The organism is Vibrio sp. CCUG 15886 (assembly GCF_028570825.1).
Lineage (GTDB): Bacteria > Pseudomonadota > Gammaproteobacteria > Enterobacterales > Vibrionaceae > Vibrio > Vibrio vulnificus_B.
In genome coordinates this window covers 1-22,620 of the sequence record NZ_JAQQBT010000008.1, presented here as the reverse complement: position 1 = coordinate 22,620, position 22,620 = coordinate 1, and the positions used below count along the sequence as shown (strand labels likewise).

Below are 22,620 nucleotides of genomic sequence, written 5' to 3'. Positions count from 1 at the left end.
ATGTAGAAAAAGGAGGTAAGGAATTACCTCCTTTTTTATTTTCTTTTATTGAATCCAAATAATTAGCCCCCATATACTGCTCATAATAGTAAGTGGAAGAGAGAATTATATGAACTTGGAACGTTCCGAGCGTATCGAGATCCCCGTACTACCTCTACGAGATGTGGTGGTTTATCCACACATGGTTATCCCTTTGTTTGTTGGCCGTGAAAAGTCGATCAGTTGCTTAGAGTCGGCAATGGAAGCCAATAAACAGGTTTTGCTTGTCGCACAAAAGCAAGCAGACACAGATGAACCAACCGTTGATGACTTGTTCGAGGTGGGCACGGTAGCCACGATCCTGCAATTGCTTAAACTGCCAGACGGTACGGTAAAAGTACTGGTTGAAGGCCAGCAGCGCGCTAAAATCAATCAGTTCAAGGAAAGTGATTTCTTCTTAGCAGAAGCGGAATTTATCGTCACTCCTGAATTGGATGAGCGTGAGCAAGAAGTGATTGTTCGCAGCGCCATTAGCCAATTTGAAGGCTTCATTAAACTGAATAAGAAGATTCCACCAGAAGTCTTGACTTCCCTAGGTGGCATTGATGAAGCTGCCCGCCTTGCAGACACGATTGCTGCCCATATGCCACTGAAGTTAGCGGATAAGCAGCAAGTACTAGAAACCGTAGATATTACCGAGCGTCTAGAGTTCCTGATGGGACAAATGGAATCGGAAATCGACATTCTGCAAGTTGAAAAGCGCATCCGTAACCGCGTCAAGAAACAGATGGAGAAATCCCAGCGCGAGTACTATCTGAATGAGCAAATGAAAGCGATTCAGAAAGAGCTTGGCGAATCTGAAGATGGCGTAGATGAGTTTGAAGCGCTCAAGCAAAAGATTGATTCGGCTAAAATGCCGAAAGAAGCACGCGAAAAGACCGAACAAGAACTGCAAAAGCTGAAGATGATGTCACCGATGTCAGCGGAAGCGACAGTTGTGCGCAGCTACATTGATTGGATGGTCAACGTTCCTTGGAACAAACGTTCTAAAGTGAAGAAAGACTTGGCGAAAGCGGAAGAAGTGCTCAATGAAGACCATTACGGCCTTGAGCGCGTAAAAGACCGCATTCTAGAGTATTTGGCGGTTCAAAACCGTATCAATAAGCTAAAAGGCCCGATTCTTTGCCTTGTGGGGCCTCCTGGTGTGGGTAAAACTTCGTTAGGTCGCTCAATTGCCGCAGCAACAGGTCGTCAATACGTTCGTATGGCGCTCGGTGGTGTTCGAGATGAAGCCGAGATCCGTGGCCATCGCCGCACGTATATTGGTTCGCTTCCGGGCAAACTGATTCAAAAAATGGCCAAAGTTGGTGTGAAGAATCCACTCTTCTTGTTGGATGAGATCGACAAAATGTCATCTGACATGCGTGGCGATCCCGCGTCTGCATTACTTGAAGTGCTGGACCCAGAACAGAACAACTCGTTCAATGATCACTACTTAGAAGTGGATTACGATCTGTCTGACGTGATGTTTGTTGCAACTTCGAACTCAATGAATATTCCAGGTCCTTTGCTTGACCGTATGGAAGTGATTCGTTTGTCTGGTTACACAGAAGATGAAAAACTCAACATTGCGAAGCGCCACTTGGTTGCGAAGCAGGTCGAGCGCAATGGCTTGAAGCCTCATGAAATCAATATCGAGGACTCTGCCATCATCGGTATTATCCGCTTCTATACGCGTGAAGCGGGTGTGCGTAGTTTAGAGCGTGAGATTTCGAAAATCTGTCGTAAAGCAGTGAAGAACATTCTGCTGAAGCCAGAGTTGAAGTCCGTGACAGTTAACATCGATAACTTGAAAGAGTACTTAGGTGTTCAACGCTTTGACTATGGTAAAGCGGATGACAGCAACCGAGTGGGTCAAGTGACCGGTCTTGCGTGGACAGAAGTCGGTGGCGATTTGCTGACGATTGAGACTGAGGCGATGCCGGGCAAAGGTAAACTGACCCAAACTGGCTCACTGGGTGACGTGATGCAGGAGTCGATTCAAGCGGCCATGACCGTTGTGCGCTCTCGTGCGGAGAAATTGGGTATTAACTCTGATTTCTACGAGAAGAAAGACATCCATGTGCACGTTCCAGAAGGTGCAACACCAAAAGATGGCCCAAGTGCCGGTATTGCGATGTGCACGGCGTTAGTCTCTAGCCTAACGGGTAACCCTGTCAAAGCAGAAGTCGCCATGACGGGTGAGATTACTCTGCGTGGTGAAGTGTTACCAATTGGTGGTCTAAAAGAGAAGTTGTTGGCTGCACATCGTGGTGGTATTACAACGGTACTTATTCCGAAGGATAATGAGCGTGATCTGGAAGAAATTCCAGACAACGTTATCGCTGATTTGAAAGTCATTCCAGTTCAATGGATTGATGAAGTTCTTAAAGTTGCACTAGAGCGAGACCCAACTGGGGTGGAGTTTGACGCTAAAAAATAGTGATGTGCAGCAAAAATAAGTAAAAGTTTACGCTGATAGGCTCGAAAAGGCTTGTCAGCGTTTTTTTTGGGAGCTAAGTTAGAGCTCGATGGCTGCCAGCCCTTTTAAGATAAGGCTTGGCGCTAATTTTTAGTATTAATGGAACGAAAGTCATCTAAAAAAATAATCACAGATGGCACAAAGGGGAATCACAGTGAACAAAACTCAACTAGTAGAATCAATCGCTGCAAACGCAGATATCTCTAAAGCGTCAGCAGGTCGTGCTCTAGATGTATTCATTGAAGCAGTAAGCGGTACTCTTCAGTCTGGTGATCAAGTAGCTCTAGTTGGTTTCGGTACTTTCAGCGTGCGTACTCGCGCAGCTCGTACAGGCCGTAACCCTAAGACTGGTGAAGAGATCCAAATCGCAGAAGCGAAAGTACCATCTTTCAAAGCAGGTAAAGCTCTTAAAGACGCTTGTAACTAATCGCGATAGTGTGAATTTTGTTCAATCAAACCCGTTTGAACACGATTTTGCGATGTGAAAGCCGAACTTTTTTAAATTATGCGCATCCTACTGATGCGCATTTCTTTTTTCTGGTATTATCGCGTGATTACATTTCAAGAGAAGCGTTGGCTTCGTGAGTGGAGAGCAGTTTAGTTATGATGGATCGATTGCGCGAAGGCGTGAATAGCATCGCGGTTAAAATTATCCTAGGATTGATCATCCTATCGTTTGTCTTTGCAGGTGTCGGCAGTTACCTCGTGAGTGGTAGTAGTAACTCTGCAGCAAAAGTTGGCAATGTCGAAATAGGTCGTGGTGAGTTTGAAATGGCTTACCAAAACGAGCGTAATCGTATGCAGTCGCAACTAGGAGATTACTTTTCTCAACTCCTTGCTGACCCTGCTTACGTAGAGTCTTTCCGTAAATCGGTATTAGACCGCATGATTAACGACGTTTTGCTTGATCAGCATGCAGAATCATTAGGTTTACGCATCAGTGATGCTCAAGTAAGAAGCATGATTCTAGCGATGCCAGAATTCCAGCAAGACGGTAAATTCAACCAAGACGTCTACCAAGCGACCCTACGTCGCGCGGGCTACTCACCAGATTCTTTTGCAGAGTACATGCGTCGTGAACTGATTCGTTCTCAATTGCTTGATGCACTACAAACCAGCGAATTTACCCTACCAGGTGAAGTGGATGCAGAAGGTAAACTGTTTACTCAAACACGTGATGTTCGCACGGTGACGCTAAATATTCGCGACTTTGCAGATAAAGTGACGCTGACAGAAGAAGATATCCAAAAGTACTACGATGAAAACAAATCACGCTTTACTCGCCCTGAGCAGGTGAAGGTGTCTTACATCGAGTTAGCGGCGGATTCACTCAAGCAGCAAATCACCATTTCTGATGACGAAGTGAAACAGTACTATCAAGAGCACCTTGATAAGTATTCCTCTGAGGAGCAGCGTCGAGTGGCTCATATCCTCATTGAGGGGGATGACCAAGCTAAAGCACAAGCAATTTTAGACGAATTGAACGCTGGTGCGGATTTCGCGGCACTAGCTCAAGAGAAATCAGACGATTTTGGCAGTGCTGATAACGGCGGTGAACTGGGTTGGATTGAACGTGATGTGATGGATCCAGCGTTTGAAGAAGCGGCGTTTGCGCTAAAAAATGTTGGCGATGTCACTGGCTTGGTGAAGTCTGACTTCGGCTACCACATCATCAAACTCGAAGAGCTAAAAGAACCGGTTGTGAAGCCATTTAGCGACGTTGCTGCGCAAATCAAACAAGAAATGATCGACCAGAAAGCAGTCGACCAATTCTATGAGTTGCAAAGTGAGCTAGAGAAAGTGGCATTCGAATACCCAGATTCTTTAGAAGAAGCATCAAAAGCGGTGGGTCAACAAGTGAAACACACTGACTTTATCTCTCAAGTTGATGCGCCTGAAATTCTTCGTACACCTGCGGTGACTCAAGCGATTACCAGTCCAGAAGTTAAGCTGGATGGCCTGAACTCAGAAGCGATTGAAATTGCCCCTGAACACATCATTGTTGTTCGTGTTGATGATGCTCGTGATGAGACAGTGCTACCTTTGACTGAGGTGCAAGACCAAGTAGCTGCGGAGCTTTCTCAAGTGAAAGGTGAGCAACAAGCACTTGAGCTGGGAACCGAAGTCGTGACGGCACTGAAAGCGGGTAACACAGCTATTTTACAAGAAAAAGGCTTATCGTTTGGTGAGTTAGAGAAGATTGATCGTCGTTCTCCTTTAGCTCAGACCGTGTTTGCTATGGCAAAACCAGCAGCAGGTAATGCGGTATACGGCCAAAGTAAAGATATGGAAGGCAATGTTGTTGTCGTGGCGCTTGAAAAAGTAGAAGAGAGCTTAGAGCCTGTACTAGCACAGCAAATTTCAGTGCAACTGCAACGCGTCTCTGCACAGCGTGACTTGAGTTCTATCGTCGCGATTCTTCGTGCTAACACCGATATTGAATACTTTGTTGTGAGCAACTAATCGTTCGGTGTGCAACTGATATGTAACTAAAAACAGGTCGCTTTCGCGGCCTGTTTTATTTTTGTCTCTTGTCTGTTTTGTGCTCTCGCTGGGTTAGGTATAACACCTTGCACCTAACATGAGGACACGACAATGAAACAGGTATTTACCCTTTTAGCCATGCTAATGGCATTCTCTTTTCCTTCCGTTTCTTTTGCGGACTCTGCAACGAAAGCGGCCGATAAATATGAAGGCATTGAGATTTCCGTCAATATCAACACGGCGACAGCAGAAGAAATTGCCATGATGTTAAAAGGCGTTGGTATTAAAAAAGCTCAGCAAATTGTTGACTTTAGAGAAGCTAATGGACCGTTTAAAACGGTTGATGAGTTAGCTCAAGTGAAAGGAATCGGTAAATCAACGATTGAGAAAAATCAGTCACGGATTAAGTTGTAATTGGATGATAAAGCAAGTTGGCGTGCTGTCAGCTTGCTTTATGTCTTTATTGCGCTTTGGCGTTAAGGTAACGCTGGTAAAGAGGGGGCAGCGAGGCTAAGAGGAAGCCGCTGCTCATACCAGCAAGATGTGCCTCAATGGCGACCCTTGCACCAATGAGTTCGCTTGTGCTTGCAGACGCTCCCATCCAATGCTCCCAAGCGACTTTCAACACGACACCAAGCACCAGAAGCCAACTGCTTTTTCTTCCCTCCAAGCTTTCTCTTAGCGCAAAATAGGCAAACAGGCCGTGCAACGTCCCGGAAAGGCCAACGTATATTTGCATTGAGGTTAAGAGGTTAGCGAGTCCGACCATGAAGCTGATCATCACTAGCAACAAAGCGAACGTTTTCCCATTGGGTTTGAAAAGGTGAGCAATTACCCAAAGCCCGGCCAGATTCATCAAAAGGTGAGGGTAGTTGGTGTGAGTGAAATTTCCTGATAGGATTCGCCACCATTCTCCATGATTTATCGCTTGGCGATGCCACTCCGTCCAATCAGACAATAATGGCTGCTGAAGCAATAGACAAAGCACGCTGGTTATCGTCAGAAAAATAGTAAGGTTCACAGTATGTCTCGGTATTGTTCTCAATGTGGTAAAGCGAAAAAAGCGTGTATTTGTCAGTGGATAGAATCTCTTGCCTCAGATGTGGAACTTATCATTCTACAGCATCCGAGTGAAGAGCATCGCCCACTTGGCACGGCTCGAATTCTCGATTTGTCTTTGGCTAGCTGTCGCTTGTTCATTGGAGAAGACTTTTCGCAACACGCTGAGCTCAATCAGTTGCTAAGCGATGAATCCTATCACCATTGGGTGTTGTTTCCGAATGAACAAGCCGTCACTGTGGAACAAGTTGCTCAATCTGATGGCAGTAACATGCGTCGTCTGCGCTTTATTCTCCTCGATGGTACGTGGAAGAAAGCGTTTAAAATCCGGCAACTTTCAAGCAATTTGCAAGTGCTGCCGTGTGTACAATTACCAGACAATCTCACTGGAAACTACCGTATCCGAAAATCGCCTAGTGACAATGCGCTTTCCACTGTCGAGGCCGGTTTTCACATTCTCAGTTATTTTCAGCCTGAAAACGATTTTACACCCTTAATTACGGTATTTGACAAGATGATCGAGTTTCAAATTGCGCAAATGCCACCTGGTGTGTTTGAACGAAACTATCGTTAGCGATGGCCAGATAGAGCGTTGTTAATGATGTGATGAAAACAACTGTTGGTGCAGTCGCTGCGCATGGCCATCGGTCATCGAAGAAATGTAGTCCGCTATCACTCGCATTTTGCTGGTGTCTGTTTCAGCCAGCTCCCAACGATGTCGAGTGGGCAAAGGCAGCAAGCGTTGAGGATCGGCACTGAGCGCTTCAAATAAATCCATGATGATCTGTTGTCCCTTATACTCGACAATTTGAACCTGAGGAATTTGAATCACATACTGGCTGACAAAGTGCTTCAAAATCGACAGTGCTTTCTCCATGCCGATATCGAGATAGGCATTAAAGGCCAACAGTGGACTTTCAAATTCACCGTCGACGGGCTTAACGTCGATGCTGGTGAGTAGTACGTTAACCATGCCGCCAATGGCATCTTTGCGTTGATGATGCTGGCCACTAAATAACATCTCGCCAATGGAACTAATGTGTTTTTCAAACCATGGGTCACCACAATCGGCTAACTGACTCGCTGCACCTTCTTGCCATTGGCTACGTGTGACGAGTCCAAGCACAATGGCATCTTCAAGATCATGCACGCCATAAGCAATATCATCAGCCAGCTCCATAATCGAACAATCGAGCGATTTATAACGCGTTTTTCGATGAGATAAGGCGTCGTGGGGGCAATCCCGCATTGCGTTCAACTGTTGTTTATCGGTTTCACTTAATGGTGCTAGTACCCAGTCAAATAGGGCTTTATCGCAATCATAAATGCCTTTTGCTGGACTCCACTGCTTGGCTTTGATTTGACGTTGGTGGCTCACAGGAGCAGGCTGTGAAGCCGCGCGAGTCTGGCTGATAAAAGCTGGGTATTTAATTAACCCTAGCAGTGTGCGCCGAGACAAATTCATGCCGAAGTGTTCGGTGTAGGGCTCGAGTTGAGTGACGATGCGGAAAGTTTGCGCGTTACCTTCGAAGCCGCCATGGTCTCGCATCATATAATTCAGAGCCACCTCGCCGCCGTGTCCATACGGTGGGTGTCCAATGTCGTGAGCTAAGCACAAGGCATCGATTAAGCTGTCAGTGGGCAGAAGATCTCGATACTCGGGTTGTTTCTTCTTAATTTGTGCGACAATTCCGGTGCCCAATTGCGCCGCTTCGAGCGAATGGGTTAATCGGGTGCGATGAAAATCTTCGAGGCTGTTGCCATGCACTTGGGTTTTGGCCTGCAGGCGACGAAAAGCGGCCGAATGAAGAATTCGTGCTCGATCGCGTTGAAAAGGGCTGCGATGATCATCACGACGAATTTTATGTTCATCATCATGGCGTTCCAGCCATTGTGAGCGAATAGTCAATGACAAAGTGGACTCCATATTTGTTAACTGATTTCGTCTAGGGATAGTTCAAAGCTTGGCGCAAACGTATTGAGGAAATAATCCATTTCAGGTGTTTTTCTTTCCGCTAACGTAATGTCTAAGCGCTTTTTCGCCAAAGCAAACTCGTGATTACCTGCACTGAGTTCTTCTAGACATTTGAGATAGGCACAAATGGAATCAGCTTGTTTGACGATTTGAGCTTCTTCTTCCGAAGTTTGTTGTGAGATGACAAATGGACGAAAGTCTTCCTGAAATTCTTCCGGCAGCATGGAGAGCAGTTTTTGCTCGGCCGCAGCTTCGATTTTCTTATACTCCTTCGCGATTTCAGGGTTGTAATATTTTACTGGTGTGGGCAAATCCCCCGTCAAAACCTCACTACTATCGTGATACATGGCCAACACGGCCACCCGCTCTGCATTGATGTGCCCACCAAACTTCTTGTTTTTGATCAGCGCTAAAGCATGGGCAACAAAGGCGACCTGCAAACTGTGCTCAGAGACATTCTCACTGGAGACAGAGCGCATTAATGGCCAGCGTTGAATTAGCTTCATACGAGCCAAATGAGCGAAAAAATGGCTTTCTTGCACGATAGTCACCTCAAAACGCAGTTAGAAAAAAGGTGTTCCTATGGAACACCTTTAAGCATATGAAAGTTTAACAATAATTACTACTGGCTATAGCCATGTAAGAAACGTTCAAAGCGGCCAATGGCGGTTTCGAGATCTTCGATGTGCGGTAGAGTGACAATGCGGAAGTGGTCTGGTTTTGGCCAATTGAATCCAGAACCCTGCACTAACAACACTTTTTCTTGAACGAGAAAATCAAAAACCATCTTTTGGTCATCTTTGATGCTGTATTTTTTCGTATCAATCTTAGGGAACAGATACATTGCGCCTTTTGGTTTCACACATGAAACGCCAGGGATTTGGTTGATCAACTCCCATGCGCGATCACGTTGCTCCAATAAACGACCGCCAGGTAAGATCAATTCATTGATGCTCTGATAGCCCCCCAAGGCAGTTTGAATCGCGTGTTGCATTGGCACGTTGGCGCACAGGCGCATCGAAGCCAGCATGTCCAAACCGTTAACATAGCCTTGCGCTAAATGTTTTGGTCCGGTCATAAACATCCAACCACCACGGAAACCACATACGCGATAGGCTTTTGATAGGCCGTTAAACGTCATCACCAGCACATCGTCAGTTAAGGTCGCGACTGAGGTGTGAACCGCTCCGTCGTACAACACCTTGTCGTAGATTTCATCGGCGAAAATCATCAGCTTGTGTTGACGCGCGATTTCGATCACTTCCAGTAGAAAATCGCGGCTGTAGACGGCTCCCGTCGGGTTATTTGGGTTGATGAGTACAATACCACGAGTCTTAGGCGTGATTTTTTTGCGCATATCATCCAGATCAGGGTACCAGTCTGCTTGCTCATCACAGAGGTAATGCACCGCTTTGCCGCCTGAAAGTGCCACGGCTGCGGTCCATAATGGGTAGTCTGGTGCTGGAACCAGCATTTCGTCACCGTTGTTAAGCAGTGCTTGCATGGCCATCACGATCAGCTCAGAGACGCCATTGCCCACGTAAACATCTTCCACATCGAGAGAACGAATCCCTTTGCGTTGGTAGTGCTGTACCACGGCTTTACGTGCTGAGTAGATGCCTTTTGAATCGCAGTAACCTTGCGACGTAGGCAAGTTACGAATCACATCGACCAGAATTTCATCAGGGGCGTCAAAGCCAAATGGGGCGGGGTTTCCAATATTTAGCTTAAGGATTTTATGCCCTTCTTCTTCCATGCGCTTAGCATGTTTGAGTACAGGACCCCTGATGTCATAGCAGACATTGTCGAGTTTTGACGACATCCCGATATTTTGCATTGTGTAATTCCTGAAAATTCGTAAAATTCTTTATTAAAGGATACTAAACTTACATTTTTTAGAATAAAAATCTATAGAAAAGTCGAAATTTGATCAGTGTCGCTATCTCGATGAAGGACTCGTCTTCGTTGGGAGCCGTCAGTTATCACAGGATTCTGCAAAAGATCGCACACAACCTTGATTTGATCAGGGTCTATCAATAGAGTAGCGACAGTAATTCTTTATCCTCTAATGTACGAGGTTGTTTTGTCACATTTTCATCAAGCCATTACCAATCTCATTGAACGTGTCAAAAATGCCAAGGATGACGAGACTCGTCTGGTCGAGCTTTTAACAACAAAACCTACATTGACGTTCATTGACTGGCTTGAAGCCCAGCCGGTTTTTCCAAAATTTTATTGGCAGTCACGAGATACTCGTGAAGAGGTGGTCGCGTTAGGACAATTGCACACCTTTGTCGATCCAGGCCCGGCCTATACCATACTGTCTCCCGGACAACGTGTTTGGGGAGGACGATCATTCGATGGCAGCAGCGAGAAAAATCGCCGTTGTATGCCTTCTTTTTTCTTTTTACCTCAGATTGAACTGATCCGTTTGGACGACAAGTGGTCGTTGGCGGTGAATTTAAATGGTGATAAGAGCCGAATTCTGCACACGTTGAGCAAACTCACGACTGAGGCGAAAGTGTTAGCACCTCTCACCGCACACATCCAGAGCGTGGAACACTTACCTGAGCGAGAGGGGTGGTGTGACTTGGTGAGTAAAGTGCTGAAAGGCATACAAGCTAAGGCGTTTAAGAAGGTCGTTCTGGCACGTAAAACCACAGTGCATTTAGATTCCGCATTGTGCGCGGCGCAGTTGCTTAAAGCAAGTTATCTGCAAAATCACCACAGTTTTCACTTTATGCTGAGTCTCGATAGTAAACACAGTTTCATCGGCTCAACACCAGAGAGACTTTACTTACGTCAAGGGCAAGAGTTATATACCGAAGCATTGGCGGGCACCATTGGTCGTGGCCATAACGCTACGCAAGATATGGAACTGGCCAGTTGGCTTTCACAGGATGTCAAAAATCTGAATGAAAACCAGTATGTGGTTGACGATATCGTTGATCGCCTTACACCTCATGCTGCGAGTGTAGAGGTCGAGTCTGAAGCGCGTTTAGTGCGCCTGCGTAAAGTTCAGCATCTGAAGCGCAATATTCATGCGCAGTTGAAGGCGGGAGTCAATGGAGTACAACTGCTCTCGGCTTTACAACCAACCGCGGCGGTTGCAGGATTGCCTCGTCAAGAGTCCATGCAGTTTATTGTTGAAAATGAACCTTTCGCTCGTGGCTGGTATGCGGGTTCTGTTGGCTACATTAGCCATGAACAAGCGGAGTTTTGTGTGGCAATACGCAGCGCTTTGATTGTGGATGATTCACTGCATTTGTTCGCTGGAGCTGGCATTGTTCCTGGCTCAATCGCAGAGCATGAATGGAGTGAACTGGATAAAAAAATGTCGACCTTATTGTCACTGATTTCTGAGCACCCACCGCTTGGAGTGGCATCATGAACCACGATCAAGCCGTATTGAATCGTATTTGGTGTGAAACGCTGTTTGAAGAATTGTACCGCTTTGGCGTACGAGATGTTTGTGTCGCACCTGGCTCACGTTCAACCCCGCTCGCCCTCGAAGCGAATGCCCACACCAGTTTGAAGCTGCATACGCATTTTGATGAGCGTGGATTGGGTTTTCTTGCACTTGGTTTAGCCAAAGCCAGCCAGCGGCCTGTGGCGGTGGTGGTGACATCGGGCACTGCGGTGGCCAATCTTTTGCCAGCAGTGGCAGAGGCAGGCTTAACCGGGGAGAAACTGGTATTACTGACCGCAGATCGACCGATCGAGTTGGTGGGATGCGGGGCCAATCAGGCGATCGCACAGCAGGGCATCTTCTCAAATCATGTTTGTGCTTCATTAAACTTGCCCAGTCCAAACACGCAGACGTCATTAAACTGGTTACTGACATCTGTGGATCAAGTGCTTCATCAACAGGCGGTCAGTGGCCATGCGGTGCACATCAACTGTCCCTTTCCTGAGCCGCTTTATTCCAATGCACCAAAGTCGATTTACCAGAGTTATATCGATACGGTGGCTGTGTGGCGTGCAGAGGGGGGGCATCTACAGTAACAAACAAATGCCGCTTCCCATGCCGCCTTCTATTGCAGAAATTGAACAACGTAAAGGCGTGGTGGTAATCGGCAGTGTAACACTGCAAGAAGCCAAACAGGCCCATCAATTTGCGGCGCAAATGGGATGGCCTGTGCTGTGTGACCCACAATCCGGAACCACTTCTGATTGGAGTGGTTTTGATATCTGGTTGCAAAATCCTGCAGCTCGTGCACAGCTGTCCCAATGTGATTTGATCATCCAGTTTGGCCGTCGTTTGGTCTCGAAGCGTTTACACCAATGGTTAGAGCAGCAAGTGCAAGCTGGCTGCGATTATTGGTACGTTTCACCGGATTTTGAGCGAGACAACCAGAGCCACCTACCTCAACAGCATTTTGTCTGCTCAATCGCAGCGTGGTTGAACGTAGTGACCAACCGCAAACTGCAGCCTGTAGTGTGGGCGAATGAATTGCCGCGTTTTAGTGCGGAGGTGAACAAGCAAGCCAGAGAGATCGCCCAAAGCAGCCTGTGTGAAATGATGATTGCTCTGCACTTATCCTCACTTGTGGGCGGCGCCGATCTGTTTTTAGGCAATAGCTTGTTTGTGCGTATGGTCGATATGGTTGGTCAATTGCGTGGTGTCGAAACATTTACCAATCGTGGCGCCTCGGGGATTGATGGTCTCTTTGCCACAGCAAGCGGCGTGCAAAGAGCAAGATCCAACCCAATGTTATTGATGATTGGTGACACGTCTGCGTTGTATGACTTGAATTCGCTGGCGCTGTATAGCCATCAAGAGACTCCGGTGGTGATCGTGGTGACCAACAACGACGGCGGCGCGATTTTTGATTTATTACCGGTACCACCGCAGCAAAAACAAGCGTTATACCAAATGCCTCATGGCTACCGTTTCGAATTCGCCGCCAAACAATTTGGCCTCGATTACGTGTGCCCCACATCGATGACGGAGCTAACAGAACGAATTGTTGGCCATTTTGCACACGGCTGTGGCGCTTTATTGGTTGAAGTCAACACGCCGCCAAACCAAGCGTCACAGCACATAAAACAATTGGCTGATCATGTCCGTTCTCTCGTTTAATTATCAGCAAGGCAATGGTGATAGCCGTTCGCCCGTGTTGGTGTTACTGCACGGTTTATTGGGTAGTGCAGAAGATTGGCGTGCCACGCAATGTTCACTCAAAGAATATCCAACCCTAACGATTGACCTTGCAGGGCACGGCCAAAGTGTTGGCATTGCCACAAGTAGTGCTGCGGAGAGTGCACAGCAAGTGGCGATGGTGATTGAGCAGCAATTGGCCCAACGCCCATGTATTCTCATTGGTTATTCAATGGGAGGCCGAATTGCCATGCAGGGGCTTGTTGAGCACGCCTTTGCCGCACTGAATCTACGCGGAGCTTTGATTGAAGGCGGCAATTTTGGTTTAGTCAGTGAGCAAGAAAAGCAGCAACGCTGGATCAGTGATAGCCATTGGGCGAAGCGATTTCGTGAAGAGCCCATTGAACAGGTATTAGCCGATTGGTATCAGCAAGGGGTATTTTCTTCACTAAACCATGCGCAAAAACAAACCTTGATAGCAAAACGAAGTGCTAATCTTGGTGCGTCAGTCGCGGAGATGCTATTAGCCACTTCTTTGGCGAAGCAACCGAATCTTTTGCCTCAGTTGCAACGCTCTAGCGTGCCTTTGCACTATGTATGCGGCGAAAAAGACACAAAATTTCAAGAACTAGCGAGGCAGAGTGGCTTGTCCTGCTCGATAGTTGACAATGCGGGCCACAATGTCCATCAAGAGCAGCCTAACGCTTTTGCTGACATCGTCCGTGCGTTTATTCATTCGGTTTATCAACGATAAACACATTAGAACAATGGGAACCACCATGGCTAAAACAGTAGGCATCACTGAAGCAGAACTTTACGCACCAGTTAATTGGAATGACTGTAGTGCGCCCTATGAAGATATTCAGTACCACAAGTCGGAAGACGGCATTGCAAAAATCACCATTGCACGCCCTCAAGTGCGTAATGCATTTCGCCCGCAAACCGTCAAAGAAATGATCCAAGCACTGGCGGATGCTCGCTATGACTCTAACGTGGGCGTGATCATTTTGACCGGTCTCGGTGAAGACGCGTTCTGCTCTGGCGGCGACCAGAAGATCCGCGGTGATTACGGCGGCTATAAAGATGACTCTGGTGTTCATCACCTGAATGTTCTTGATTTCCAACGTGATATTCGTACTTGTCCAAAACCTGTTATTGCGTCAGTCGCTGGTTGGGCTGTCGGTGGCGGCCACGTTCTTCATATGATGTGTGACTTAACCATCGCGGCTGAAAACGCGCAATTTGGTCAAACTGGACCAAAAGTGGGCTCGTTTGATGGCGGTTGGGGTGCGTCATACATGGCACGTATTGTCGGACAGAAAAAAGCACGTGAGATTTGGTTCCTATGTCGTTTTTATGACGCTCAAGAAGCGTTGGATATGGGGCTAGTAAACACCGTTGTGCCAATTGATGATCTAGAAAAGGAAACCGTACGTTGGTGTCGTGAAGTACTTCAGCACAGCCCGATGGCACTACGTTGCTTGAAAGCGGCATTGAACGCCGATTGCGATGGTCAAGCGGGTCTTCAAGAGTTGGCGGGCAACGCCACAATGATGTTCTATATGACGGATGAAGGGCAAGAAGGGCGCAATGCGTTCAACGAAAAACGTCGTCCAGACTTCAATAAGTTTCCACGCAACCCTTAATTTTCTTCCCAATGTGAGAACGATGCAGAGGCACAGAATCTGCATCGTTTAGGGACTTTTCTTTGCGATTGACGGTCTCATTCATAAAGAGTCTGACTTTCAGTAAAGCAATTTGTCGATGAAGTATTAAGGGACAGCTATGAAATCAGCCAAACTGTACCGCTACACCTTGCCAATGGACAGCGGTGTTGTGCTAAGAGATGAGAAACTGACGGAGCGTGTTGGCTACATTATTGAGCTGAACATGAACGGTCAAAAAGGGTATGGCGAAGTTGCACCATTACCAGGATTTAGCTTAGAGACCATAGAAGAAGCGGGCATTGAAGCGCAAGCACAGCTTGAGTTGTGGATGAACACCGATCATCCCATCGATTACGACGCCTTACTGCCTTCCGTTGCATTTGGTCTTTCCACCGCGATGTATGAGTTGGAAGGGAAGTTGCCTCGCGATGGGCACTATTTGCCCGCGCCACTTTGTACTGGCGATCCCGATGAACTCATTCCGGTATTGAATGCGATGCAAGGTGAGAAAGTCGCCAAAGTCAAAGTGGGTTTGTACGAACCAATTCGTGATGGCATGCTGGTCAACTTGTTCTTGGAAAGCATCCCAGATCTCACACTGCGACTGGATGCCAATCGTGCTTGGACGCCAGAAAAAGCGCAGCAATTTGCCAAGTACATCACCCCCTCTTTGCGTCAGCGGATCGTGTTTATCGAAGAGCCCTGCCAAAAGCCCGGAGATAGCCTCTCTTTTGCTATCAACACCGGGATTGCGATTGCATGGGATGAAACCTTACAACATGCGCTGCACCGACCTGACTTTGCGCTTGACGATCTCACGGGCGTGAAAGCGATCGTCATCAAACCAACGTTGATCGGTTCATTGCCTCGTTGTATTGCGCTGATCAAAAAAGCGCACTCTTTGGGCATCAAAGCGGTCATCAGTTCAAGTATCGAATCAAGTTTAGGGCTTACCCAGTTAGCGCGTTTTGCCAAATGGCAGTTGCCTGACGTGACGCCGGGCTTGGACACCATCGGTTTGTTCCAATCGCAGTTAATGGTGGGATGGCCGAAATGCTCGCTGCCGATCGCCTCGTTAGAAGAACAGCAATTGGTGTGGCATTCATAATGGGTGAAAAGGCATTGGTCAGTGAACAACCATTGTGGAAATATTGGGCTCAGCAGAGCCCATTTTCTATGGCGCTGAACTCATCACGTTATCAATTCAACTGGCAACAATTGAACGACGAGATTGAACGTTTAGCGGCGGTTCTTGGTGAGCAAGGAGTGACTCGTGGAGATGTCATCACTCTGCTGGGTAAAAACCATGTTGATATGGTGCTTATCTTGCTCGCTGCGCATCAACTGGGGGCTGTGGTGGCGATCACCATGCCGCAATCAATTGCAATGTTCTCAGCAAAGCTTGATACGCTGTACCGTGAGCAGCACAAGCGTTTTATTTGGCTTGATCCTAACGTTGATGGGCAGACCCGCTCGGCTTGCTCTCACGATCGTCGTAATGTGCTGCTAGAAATCTCACTCGCCTCGGATCATCTTAACTCGGTGCCTAGCAATCACGTTTGCGATTATCGCGCCGATCAACTTGCTACCATCATTTTTACCTCTGGTTCCACGGGCAATCCCAAAGCGGTGGCTCATACTCATCGGCAGCATTTCGCGTCAGCACAAGGATTGTTAGAAGAGTTCTGTTTTACTCAGCAGGATACGTGGTTGCTCTCCCTGCCGCTGTATCATGTTTCTGGCATGGCTATTGTTTATCGCTGGTTGTTGGCCGGCGGATGTTTGAAAGTGGGGCATGGCGCTTTGTCTGAGGACATTCAAGGGGTGACACACGCGTCTCTCGTCGCGACTCAATTGAAACGCCTGCTTGATGACAATACGCCTTTGCAACTGAGCCATGTTTTGCTGGGGGGGAGCCATGTGGAGCATGCCTTGGCCCGAGCGGCGCAGCGTAAAGGAATAGAGACCTGGCTAGGCTATGGCATGACAGAGGCCGCTTCAACCGTGACCGCTAAGCAGATCGACAGCGTGAGCAACGCAGGGCATCTATTGAAAAATCGAGCACTGCAACTGATTGGTCAGCGCATTTATATCGGTGGTGAAACCTTGGCAGAAGGCTATTTCTTTCAGGGTAGCTTAACGACGCTGGTGGATGAGCATGGGTGGTTTGACAGTAAAGATTTAGGCGTCTGGCAAGGTGAGGAACTTAAGATCATCGGCCGTGCGGACAATCAGTTTATCTCTGGCGGGGAAAACATCCACTGCGAAGAGATTGAAGCGGTGCTAAACGAGATTGAAGGCGTGGAACAGAGTATTGTGGTTCCCATGCCCGATGCAGAATTTGGCTATCGACCAGTTGCTGTCATCCAATCGCCATCGCTAGCAAACAGAGCGCAGTATGAGCAACACTTAAAAGAGAAACTGCAAAAGTTTAAGTGGCCAGTCGCCTATTACTTAATGCCTGAGGCGTTACTGAAGGAAGGGATTAAAGTCTCGCGGCAAGCCGTTAAAGTATGGCTGGAAAATAAACTTAGTTGATTTCGACATGAATTAGTCAAAAAGAGAATTTCTCAACCTTATAACCCTCAATCATAATTGCGCATCATATGACAAAGAAAAGGCATAAGATTGAAGATGGTAAGAGGGATCTTAATAGCAACGGCAGTTTTGCAGCTCGGTATTGCTTTGCTGAGTGATGGCCTCTATCGCTCTTTGGCCGAATTGACGGCCTTTTTGATTGTTGTCGCCATCGTTTTTGACTATCGACGCCGAGCAACCACCACTTTGCCTCATTCCCATCACTCAGCTTAATTGAGTCACTTTAACGTGTGAGTAACAACCAACTGAGCGAAGTGGTGGAGATGACCACCCATAGGCTTAAGCCAAAGATCAGAGGTTTTGCACCCGCACTTTTCAGCTTCTCAACAGAAATACTGCAACCAATCAAAAATAAACACACCACCAGTGCCTGTTTCGCTACCGAGAAAATACCCTGATAGACGCTCTCAAATTGAGGGAAGAGATCGCTAAAGGCGATGGCAGCGCAATACCAAAAAATGAAGTATGGAAGCACTAACTTGCGCTTACCTTCCTCACCATTTCCGCGAGCAAAGAGAATTGCACTGAGTAGGGCAACGGGAATAATCCATAATGCACGGGCAAGTTTTAATGTCGTCGCGGTGGTAAGTGCTTGCTCACCATACGCAGATGCAGCTCCGACGACGGAGGAGGTGTCGTGAATGGCGATCGCTGCCCAGGTTCCAAAAGTTTGTTGGTCCAACGCTAACGCATGTCCAATCACCGGAAAAATAAACAATGCAAGGGAATTAAGAACGAAGACCGTCGCCAATGCGAGGGCAATCTGCTGATCTTTGGCTTTGATTGCCGGAGCGACTGCCGCAATCGCACTCCCTCCACAAATCGCAGTACCTGCTGAGATAAGGTAGGCGGTCGTGGTTTCAAGCTTAATCACTTTGGCCACTAAAAAGCCGAGTAGCAGGGTACCAGCGATGGTGACCACAATCAGGCCGATACCATCAGAGGTGACGGCAATGGCTTGTTGAAATTGGATACCAAACCCCAAACCAATAATGGAGTAAGACAAGAGCTTTTTAGTATAAGTCGATATGGGCAGTTGTAATGGCACCAACCCCGTGCTTGCGAGCAGAAAACCCAAAACTAATGCTGTGGGGGAAGAGACCCAAGGACTCAGGCTGAGCAGTAAAGCGAAAATAAAAGGAAGATGCTTACGATTCAAAGTGATTGCGTTTTATTAAGTGAAAGCGCGAGTATAGCTGAGTCGATGAGATCAGAAAGTCTTAATGATTTGAACAAGCGTTCAGATAATCTGAACGCTTAGCGCCAATCGCCTCGTAACTCTGCCACTTTTTGCTGCATGACTTCCGCAGAGGCGTCTTTAGGCTCGACAGGCAACCCTGCTTCAATTTCTAGTCGAGACCAGAAACGGCTAGGGAGTCCTTTACAGGCTCGGCCTTTGTGGCGGCTGAAATAGCTACCCCACAAGCCTTTTAACGCCATTGGGATAACGGGCACAGGGCTGCGACGAAGGATGATGTCAATACCACGCATAAATGGATTTATGTCGCCATTTTCCGTTAATCTGCCCTCTGGGAAAATACAGACAATATGCCCTTCACTCAAAGCTTGTTCAACATCGTTAAATGCACGTCGAATAGAGGTTCTGTTGCTGGCGGAGATAGGAATTACCCCGGCAGTGCGTAAGAAGCGACGCAAAATCGGCAGCCTTGCGTATTCTTCTTCCATGACAAAACGAATCAATCGAGGGCAGATGGCACTCAGCAGCAAAGCGTCCATGTAACTCACGTGATTGCAAACAATAAGCGCACCACCTTCTTTCGGTAAGTGGTGTAGATTCTTATGTGCCACACGATAGAGTGTGTGAGTAAGCACCCACACGAGGAAACGCACGACAAACATGGGTGCTTGCAAAAAGAGATACGCAGCCACTAAAAAGTTGAGTATCGAAAGTAGCACAAAAAATTGTGGAATCGATATGCCGATCGCGGCAAGACACACGATGCCCAATACTGCACTGCCCACCATAAACAGTGAGTTGTAAATATTGAGGCCCGCAATCACCTGCGCACGTTCACTTTCCTTGGCACGATGTTGCATCAGGGCATACAGAGGGACGATAAACAATCCACCTGAAACGCCGATCATGAGTAAGTAGCTAAACAGTGGCCAAAATGGCTGATACTGCACAAACTGTGCGAAGGTATGAAAGCGAGGTAGCTCGCTGGGTATCGATGTGGCCATCAAGTAGCCAAATACCGTAATACCCAAAGCACCAATTGGGACGATACCCACATCAATGCGACCTTTAGACAGTTTGTTGCACGCCAGTGAACCGAGCGCGATGCCAACAGAAAAGAGCGCCAACAAGAAAGAGACCGCACTTTCTGTGCCATTGAGATAAATCTTGGTGAAGTTGGGAAATTGAGTGAGGTACGCAGCACCAAGGAACCAAAACCAACTGATCGCCATAATACATTGATATACCACACGGTCCGATTTCGCGATGGCAATTGTGTGTTTCGTTTGACGATACGGTTGCCAGCGAAATTTTAGCTCTGGCGCACACGCGTGCGCGACAGGAATCGCGCGGCTAGCGAGATAGCCGAATACAGCAAAGATAACGACACAAAAAGCGGCAACGTATTTTGCTTGCTCATGTGAGGCAATAATACCCGCGCCTAATGTGCCGACAAGAATAGCAATAAAAGTCCCCGCTTCAACCAAAGCGTTACCGGGAACGAGCTCTTCTTGTTTCAGTTGCTGTGGAAGTAGCGCATATTTGACCGGGCCAAAAAATGCCGACTGTGTGCCCATCAAAAACAACAGCAGCAATAAGATGGTGTAGCTTTCGGTAATAAAACCGATAGCGCCGAGCAACATAATGGCAATTTCAAACAGTTTGACCTTGCGAATAAACCAAGACTTTTCGTATTTGTCTGCCAGCACACCCGCTGACGCGGAAAAAAGGAAAAATGGCAGAATGAATAAGCCTGCGGCAAGGTTGATGAAAAGATCACTGGAGATTGACAGGGCACCAGTACCTGCAAACGCGACAAGCAGCAACAGCACATTTTTGAAGATGTTGTCGTTAAAGGCACCGAAAAATTGAGTAATGAAGTACGGCAGAAACTTACGCTGTGTTAACAGCGAGCTTTGGCTATTCGCGGCCATGAAAGTTCCTTGTATTACCAGTTAGTCAGATAGTTGGTCAAAAGACTGTCTATCAACTCTTTGCCATCAATTGGCTCACTGGAGAAAAATTTGTCATCCACACTCAGTAGCGTAATACCATGAACGCCAGACCACAACACGCGGCTCGCTTGCAACACTTCGGTCGGTGTGCGAGATGGCGCAAGTTGTTGCAATAGCGCTTCTAGCATACCGGTCATGTTGTCGATACGCTTTGCTTGCCATTCTGGTAACTCTGCACCATTCATGTTGTGCTCAAAAATCAAGCGCCAGCGGTGAGGGTGTTGCTGGGCAAAGTCATGGTAGCAATACGCAAGGTTAAATAGCGCCTGTTTTTTGTCTTGTGATGTTTTGACCACTTGCATGGCTTCTTGGGAAAGCTCATCCAAGGTTTGCGCGACGGCGTGCAACAGCAACAAGTTGTAACTGCCAAACACATTGACTAGGGTGCTTGGAACATAACCGATCATATTTGCCAGCTTACGCAAACTTAACTCGTGATACGAGTGGTCTGCCAGAAACTCTTTAACAGTTTCAAGAGTTAGGGCGATAAGTTCTTCTCTGGTGTGATCGTTTCTACGGGCCATTTTTTCGTACTACAAATTGAACAACGTTCGATATTCTAAATTTGTCAACTATATACGTCAACAAAACATCCAAAATAAGCATAGAACAGCGGCAATATTCTGATACATGTCTAACTATTGTTTCCGTTTCAATGATGAAAGGATGCTTGTATGATTCATGTTAGCTGGTTTTCTTCAAAACGGTTTGTATCAAGAAGGGGACTAGTGAGTAAAGTTTCAATCAGACTACAAAAGGATAAAGATGAAACGTTTATTATCGATTGTTGCCCTGCTGATGGTTTCTGTGATTGCTACGCCAATTGCCGAAGCGAAAAAAATGGGTGGTGGTAAGTCTTTTGGTAAAAGCTACAAAACGGCACCTGCACCAAAACAACAGCAGCAAAATACGAACAATATAGGTAAAGAGCAGACGGCAAAACAGAGCTCTAAGAAAGGCCTGATGGGCGGTATTCTTGGTGGCTTGTTGGCGGGTGGTTTGCTTGCTGCGTTCTTTGGGGGCGCGTTTGAAGGTATTCAGTTTATGGATATCCTCATCATCGGCTTAATTGCTTTCGTGATCTTTAAATTAATGCGTGGTTTGCTGGCTTCTAAGCAAGGCAGCATGAATCAGCATCACCAGCAGCCAGCATTTGGCGGCCAAGCACCTAAGTTTGAGCAATCAAATGTTCATAACTTCGAGCAGTCACCAAATACGCCAACTGGTGGTTTTGGCTTTGGCGCGCAATCTGATGTACCACACAACTACCCTCCAGGTTTCGATCAAGTCGCATTTGTAAATGGCGCGCGTGAACACTACCGTATCCTGCAAGGCGCTTGGAATCATAATCAACTGGAAACGATTGAAGAGTATGTTTCTCCAAGCTTGTTTGAAGACCTAAAAGCGGAGCGAGCGAAACTCGATGGTGAGCAGCATACGGATGTCATGTATGTGGATGCACAAATCGTTCGTGCTGATTACGACGCGTCAACTGCGCACTTGAGCTTACAGTTCAGTGGTCGTTACCGCGATGCTGTTGAAGGCATTGAAGAAGATATCACAGATATCTGGCACCTTGAGCGAGATCTGACTGCGCCAAATGCGCCGTGGATGATCGTGGGTATCCAGGGCTAAGCCTAACGTCGTTCAATTTAGTCATCATAAAGTCCCGTTCATTTCGATGAGCGGGATTTTTTTATCTGTTGGACTGACAGAGTCATTGGATAGGGCAACTGACTCTATAGGTCAAGTGCTCTCTGATGGTTTGGAATGACTTTTTCATTGAAGCCTGTTCGTAAGAGGATGCCTTTCGAGTCGCCATTGTCACGGTGATCAGAGCGAAAAGTGTTACTTGCGCCATCGTTCATACGGTGGGAGAGGCGAATGGATGAGCTGAATTCAGTACGAAAAAAGCCAGCTCAATGAGCTGGCTTTCGATTCTTACGAAGAATATGGTGGAGGGGGACGGATTCGAACCATCGAAGGCGGAGCCGGCAGATTTACAGTCTGCTCCCTTTGGCCA

19 protein-coding genes and 1 pseudogene are annotated in these 22,620 nt (G+C 47.2%); 13 read left to right on the top strand and 7 right to left on the bottom strand.

Features of this window, described 5'->3' with window-relative positions; genetic code table 11:
• Positions 1–109 precede the first annotated feature (109 nt).
• From lon to PQQ36_RS14890, 4 genes are all read left to right on the top strand, one after another.
• On the top strand, positions 110–2,461 hold the full coding sequence (gene lon / locus PQQ36_RS14905) for an endopeptidase La (protein ID WP_011078147.1): 2,352 nt from the start codon (positions 110–112) through the stop codon (positions 2,459–2,461).
• 193 nt (positions 2,462–2,654) lie between these two features.
• On the top strand, positions 2,655–2,927 hold the full coding sequence (locus tag PQQ36_RS14900; RefSeq protein ID WP_273661762.1) for an HU family DNA-binding protein: 273 nt from the start codon (positions 2,655–2,657) through the stop codon (positions 2,925–2,927).
• 176 nt (positions 2,928–3,103) lie between these two features.
• On the top strand, positions 3,104–4,963 hold the full coding sequence (gene ppiD / locus PQQ36_RS14895) for a peptidylprolyl isomerase (protein ID WP_013572180.1): 1,860 nt from the start codon (positions 3,104–3,106) through the stop codon (positions 4,961–4,963).
• 132 nt (positions 4,964–5,095) lie between these two features.
• The gene (locus tag PQQ36_RS14890; RefSeq protein ID WP_013572179.1) at positions 5,096–5,398 is read left to right on the top strand and encodes a ComEA family DNA-binding protein; all 303 of its coding nucleotides are present in this window, start codon (positions 5,096–5,098) and stop codon (positions 5,396–5,398) included.
• A 46-nt stretch (positions 5,399–5,444) separates the two neighbouring features.
• Here PQQ36_RS14890 and rrtA read toward each other — a convergent pair whose 3' ends face one another.
• A complete protein-coding gene (gene rrtA / locus PQQ36_RS14885; protein WP_011078143.1) occupies positions 5,445–6,029 on the bottom strand; it encodes a rhombosortase in 585 nt (194 codons plus the stop codon).
• Between rrtA and PQQ36_RS14880 the strand changes: the two genes are divergently transcribed.
• On the top strand, positions 6,009–6,617 hold the full coding sequence (locus PQQ36_RS14880; RefSeq protein WP_039553150.1) for a tRNA-uridine aminocarboxypropyltransferase: 609 nt from the start codon (positions 6,009–6,011) through the stop codon (positions 6,615–6,617). The genes rrtA and PQQ36_RS14880 overlap by 21 nt on opposite strands.
• Before the next feature lie 21 nt (positions 6,618–6,638).
• Here the strand turns inward: PQQ36_RS14880 and PQQ36_RS14875 are convergent, their stop codons facing one another.
• The 3 genes from PQQ36_RS14875 to PQQ36_RS14865 form a co-directional block, all read right to left on the bottom strand.
• Positions 6,639–7,970 (bottom strand): anti-phage deoxyguanosine triphosphatase, encoded by a 1,332-nt coding sequence (locus PQQ36_RS14875; protein ID WP_165387465.1) that lies wholly within the window; start codon positions 7,968–7,970, stop codon positions 6,639–6,641.
• Between the two features lie 5 nt (positions 7,971–7,975).
• Positions 7,976–8,560 (bottom strand): 5'-deoxynucleotidase, encoded by a 585-nt coding sequence (yfbR, locus tag PQQ36_RS14870; protein WP_013572175.1) that lies wholly within the window; start codon positions 8,558–8,560, stop codon positions 7,976–7,978.
• A gap of 80 nt (positions 8,561–8,640) precedes the next feature.
• A complete protein-coding gene (locus tag PQQ36_RS14865) occupies positions 8,641–9,855 on the bottom strand; it encodes a pyridoxal phosphate-dependent aminotransferase (protein WP_011080966.1) in 1,215 nt (404 codons plus the stop codon).
• Between the two features lie 231 nt (positions 9,856–10,086).
• Between PQQ36_RS14865 and PQQ36_RS14860 the strand changes: the two genes are divergently transcribed.
• The 7 genes and pseudogenes from PQQ36_RS14860 to PQQ36_RS14830 all read left to right on the top strand — a co-directional run bounded on the left by PQQ36_RS14860 (position 10,087) and on the right by PQQ36_RS14830 (position 17,597).
• Positions 10,087–11,409 (top strand): isochorismate synthase, encoded by a 1,323-nt coding sequence (locus tag PQQ36_RS14860; protein WP_072616511.1) that lies wholly within the window; start codon positions 10,087–10,089, stop codon positions 11,407–11,409.
• Positions 11,406–13,101, top strand: a pseudogene (gene menD, locus PQQ36_RS14855) (2-succinyl-5-enolpyruvyl-6-hydroxy-3-cyclohexene-1-carboxylic-acid synthase). Before PQQ36_RS14860 ends, menD begins: the two are co-directional and overlap by 4 nt.
• Positions 13,082–13,873 (top strand): 2-succinyl-6-hydroxy-2,4-cyclohexadiene-1-carboxylate synthase, encoded by a 792-nt coding sequence (gene menH / locus PQQ36_RS14850; RefSeq protein WP_058645306.1) that lies wholly within the window; start codon positions 13,082–13,084, stop codon positions 13,871–13,873. The pseudogene menD and the gene menH overlap by 20 nt, the downstream one beginning before the upstream one ends.
• A 25-nt stretch (positions 13,874–13,898) precedes the next feature.
• On the top strand, positions 13,899–14,765 hold the full coding sequence (gene menB / locus PQQ36_RS14845) for a 1,4-dihydroxy-2-naphthoyl-CoA synthase (RefSeq protein WP_011149851.1): 867 nt from the start codon (positions 13,899–13,901) through the stop codon (positions 14,763–14,765).
• A 139-nt stretch (positions 14,766–14,904) separates the two neighbouring features.
• A complete protein-coding gene (gene menC / locus PQQ36_RS14840; RefSeq protein WP_013572172.1) occupies positions 14,905–15,894 on the top strand; it encodes an o-succinylbenzoate synthase in 990 nt (329 codons plus the stop codon).
• Positions 15,831–17,324: an o-succinylbenzoate--CoA ligase gene (gene menE / locus PQQ36_RS14835; protein ID WP_434076537.1), complete on the top strand. Its 1,494-nt coding sequence runs from the start codon at positions 15,831–15,833 to the stop codon at positions 17,322–17,324. The genes menC and menE overlap by 64 nt, the downstream gene beginning before the upstream one ends.
• A 96-nt stretch (positions 17,325–17,420) precedes the next feature.
• Entirely contained in the window at positions 17,421–17,597 is a 177-nt protein-coding gene (locus PQQ36_RS14830) for a hypothetical protein (protein ID WP_165387140.1), read from the top strand.
• Between the two features lie 10 nt (positions 17,598–17,607).
• Here PQQ36_RS14830 and PQQ36_RS14825 read toward each other — a convergent pair whose 3' ends face one another.
• The 3 genes from PQQ36_RS14825 to PQQ36_RS14815 all read right to left on the bottom strand — a co-directional run bounded on the left by PQQ36_RS14825 (position 17,608) and on the right by PQQ36_RS14815 (position 21,121).
• On the bottom strand, positions 17,608–18,543 hold the full coding sequence (locus tag PQQ36_RS14825) for a YeiH family protein (protein ID WP_225470797.1): 936 nt from the start codon (positions 18,541–18,543) through the stop codon (positions 17,608–17,610).
• 98 nt (positions 18,544–18,641) lie between these two features.
• Positions 18,642–20,516, bottom strand: a complete 1,875-nt coding sequence (locus PQQ36_RS14820; RefSeq protein ID WP_273661761.1) for an MFS transporter — start codon at positions 20,514–20,516, stop codon at positions 18,642–18,644.
• Between the two features lie 14 nt (positions 20,517–20,530).
• A complete protein-coding gene (locus tag PQQ36_RS14815; RefSeq protein WP_011080957.1) occupies positions 20,531–21,121 on the bottom strand; it encodes a TetR/AcrR family transcriptional regulator in 591 nt (196 codons plus the stop codon).
• 241 nt (positions 21,122–21,362) lie between these two features.
• Here PQQ36_RS14815 and PQQ36_RS14810 point away from each other — a divergent pair, with 241 nt between their 5' ends.
• Positions 21,363–22,232 (top strand): Tim44 domain-containing protein, encoded by an 870-nt coding sequence (locus PQQ36_RS14810; protein ID WP_045619886.1) that lies wholly within the window; start codon positions 21,363–21,365, stop codon positions 22,230–22,232.
• Positions 22,233–22,620 lie beyond the last annotated feature (388 nt).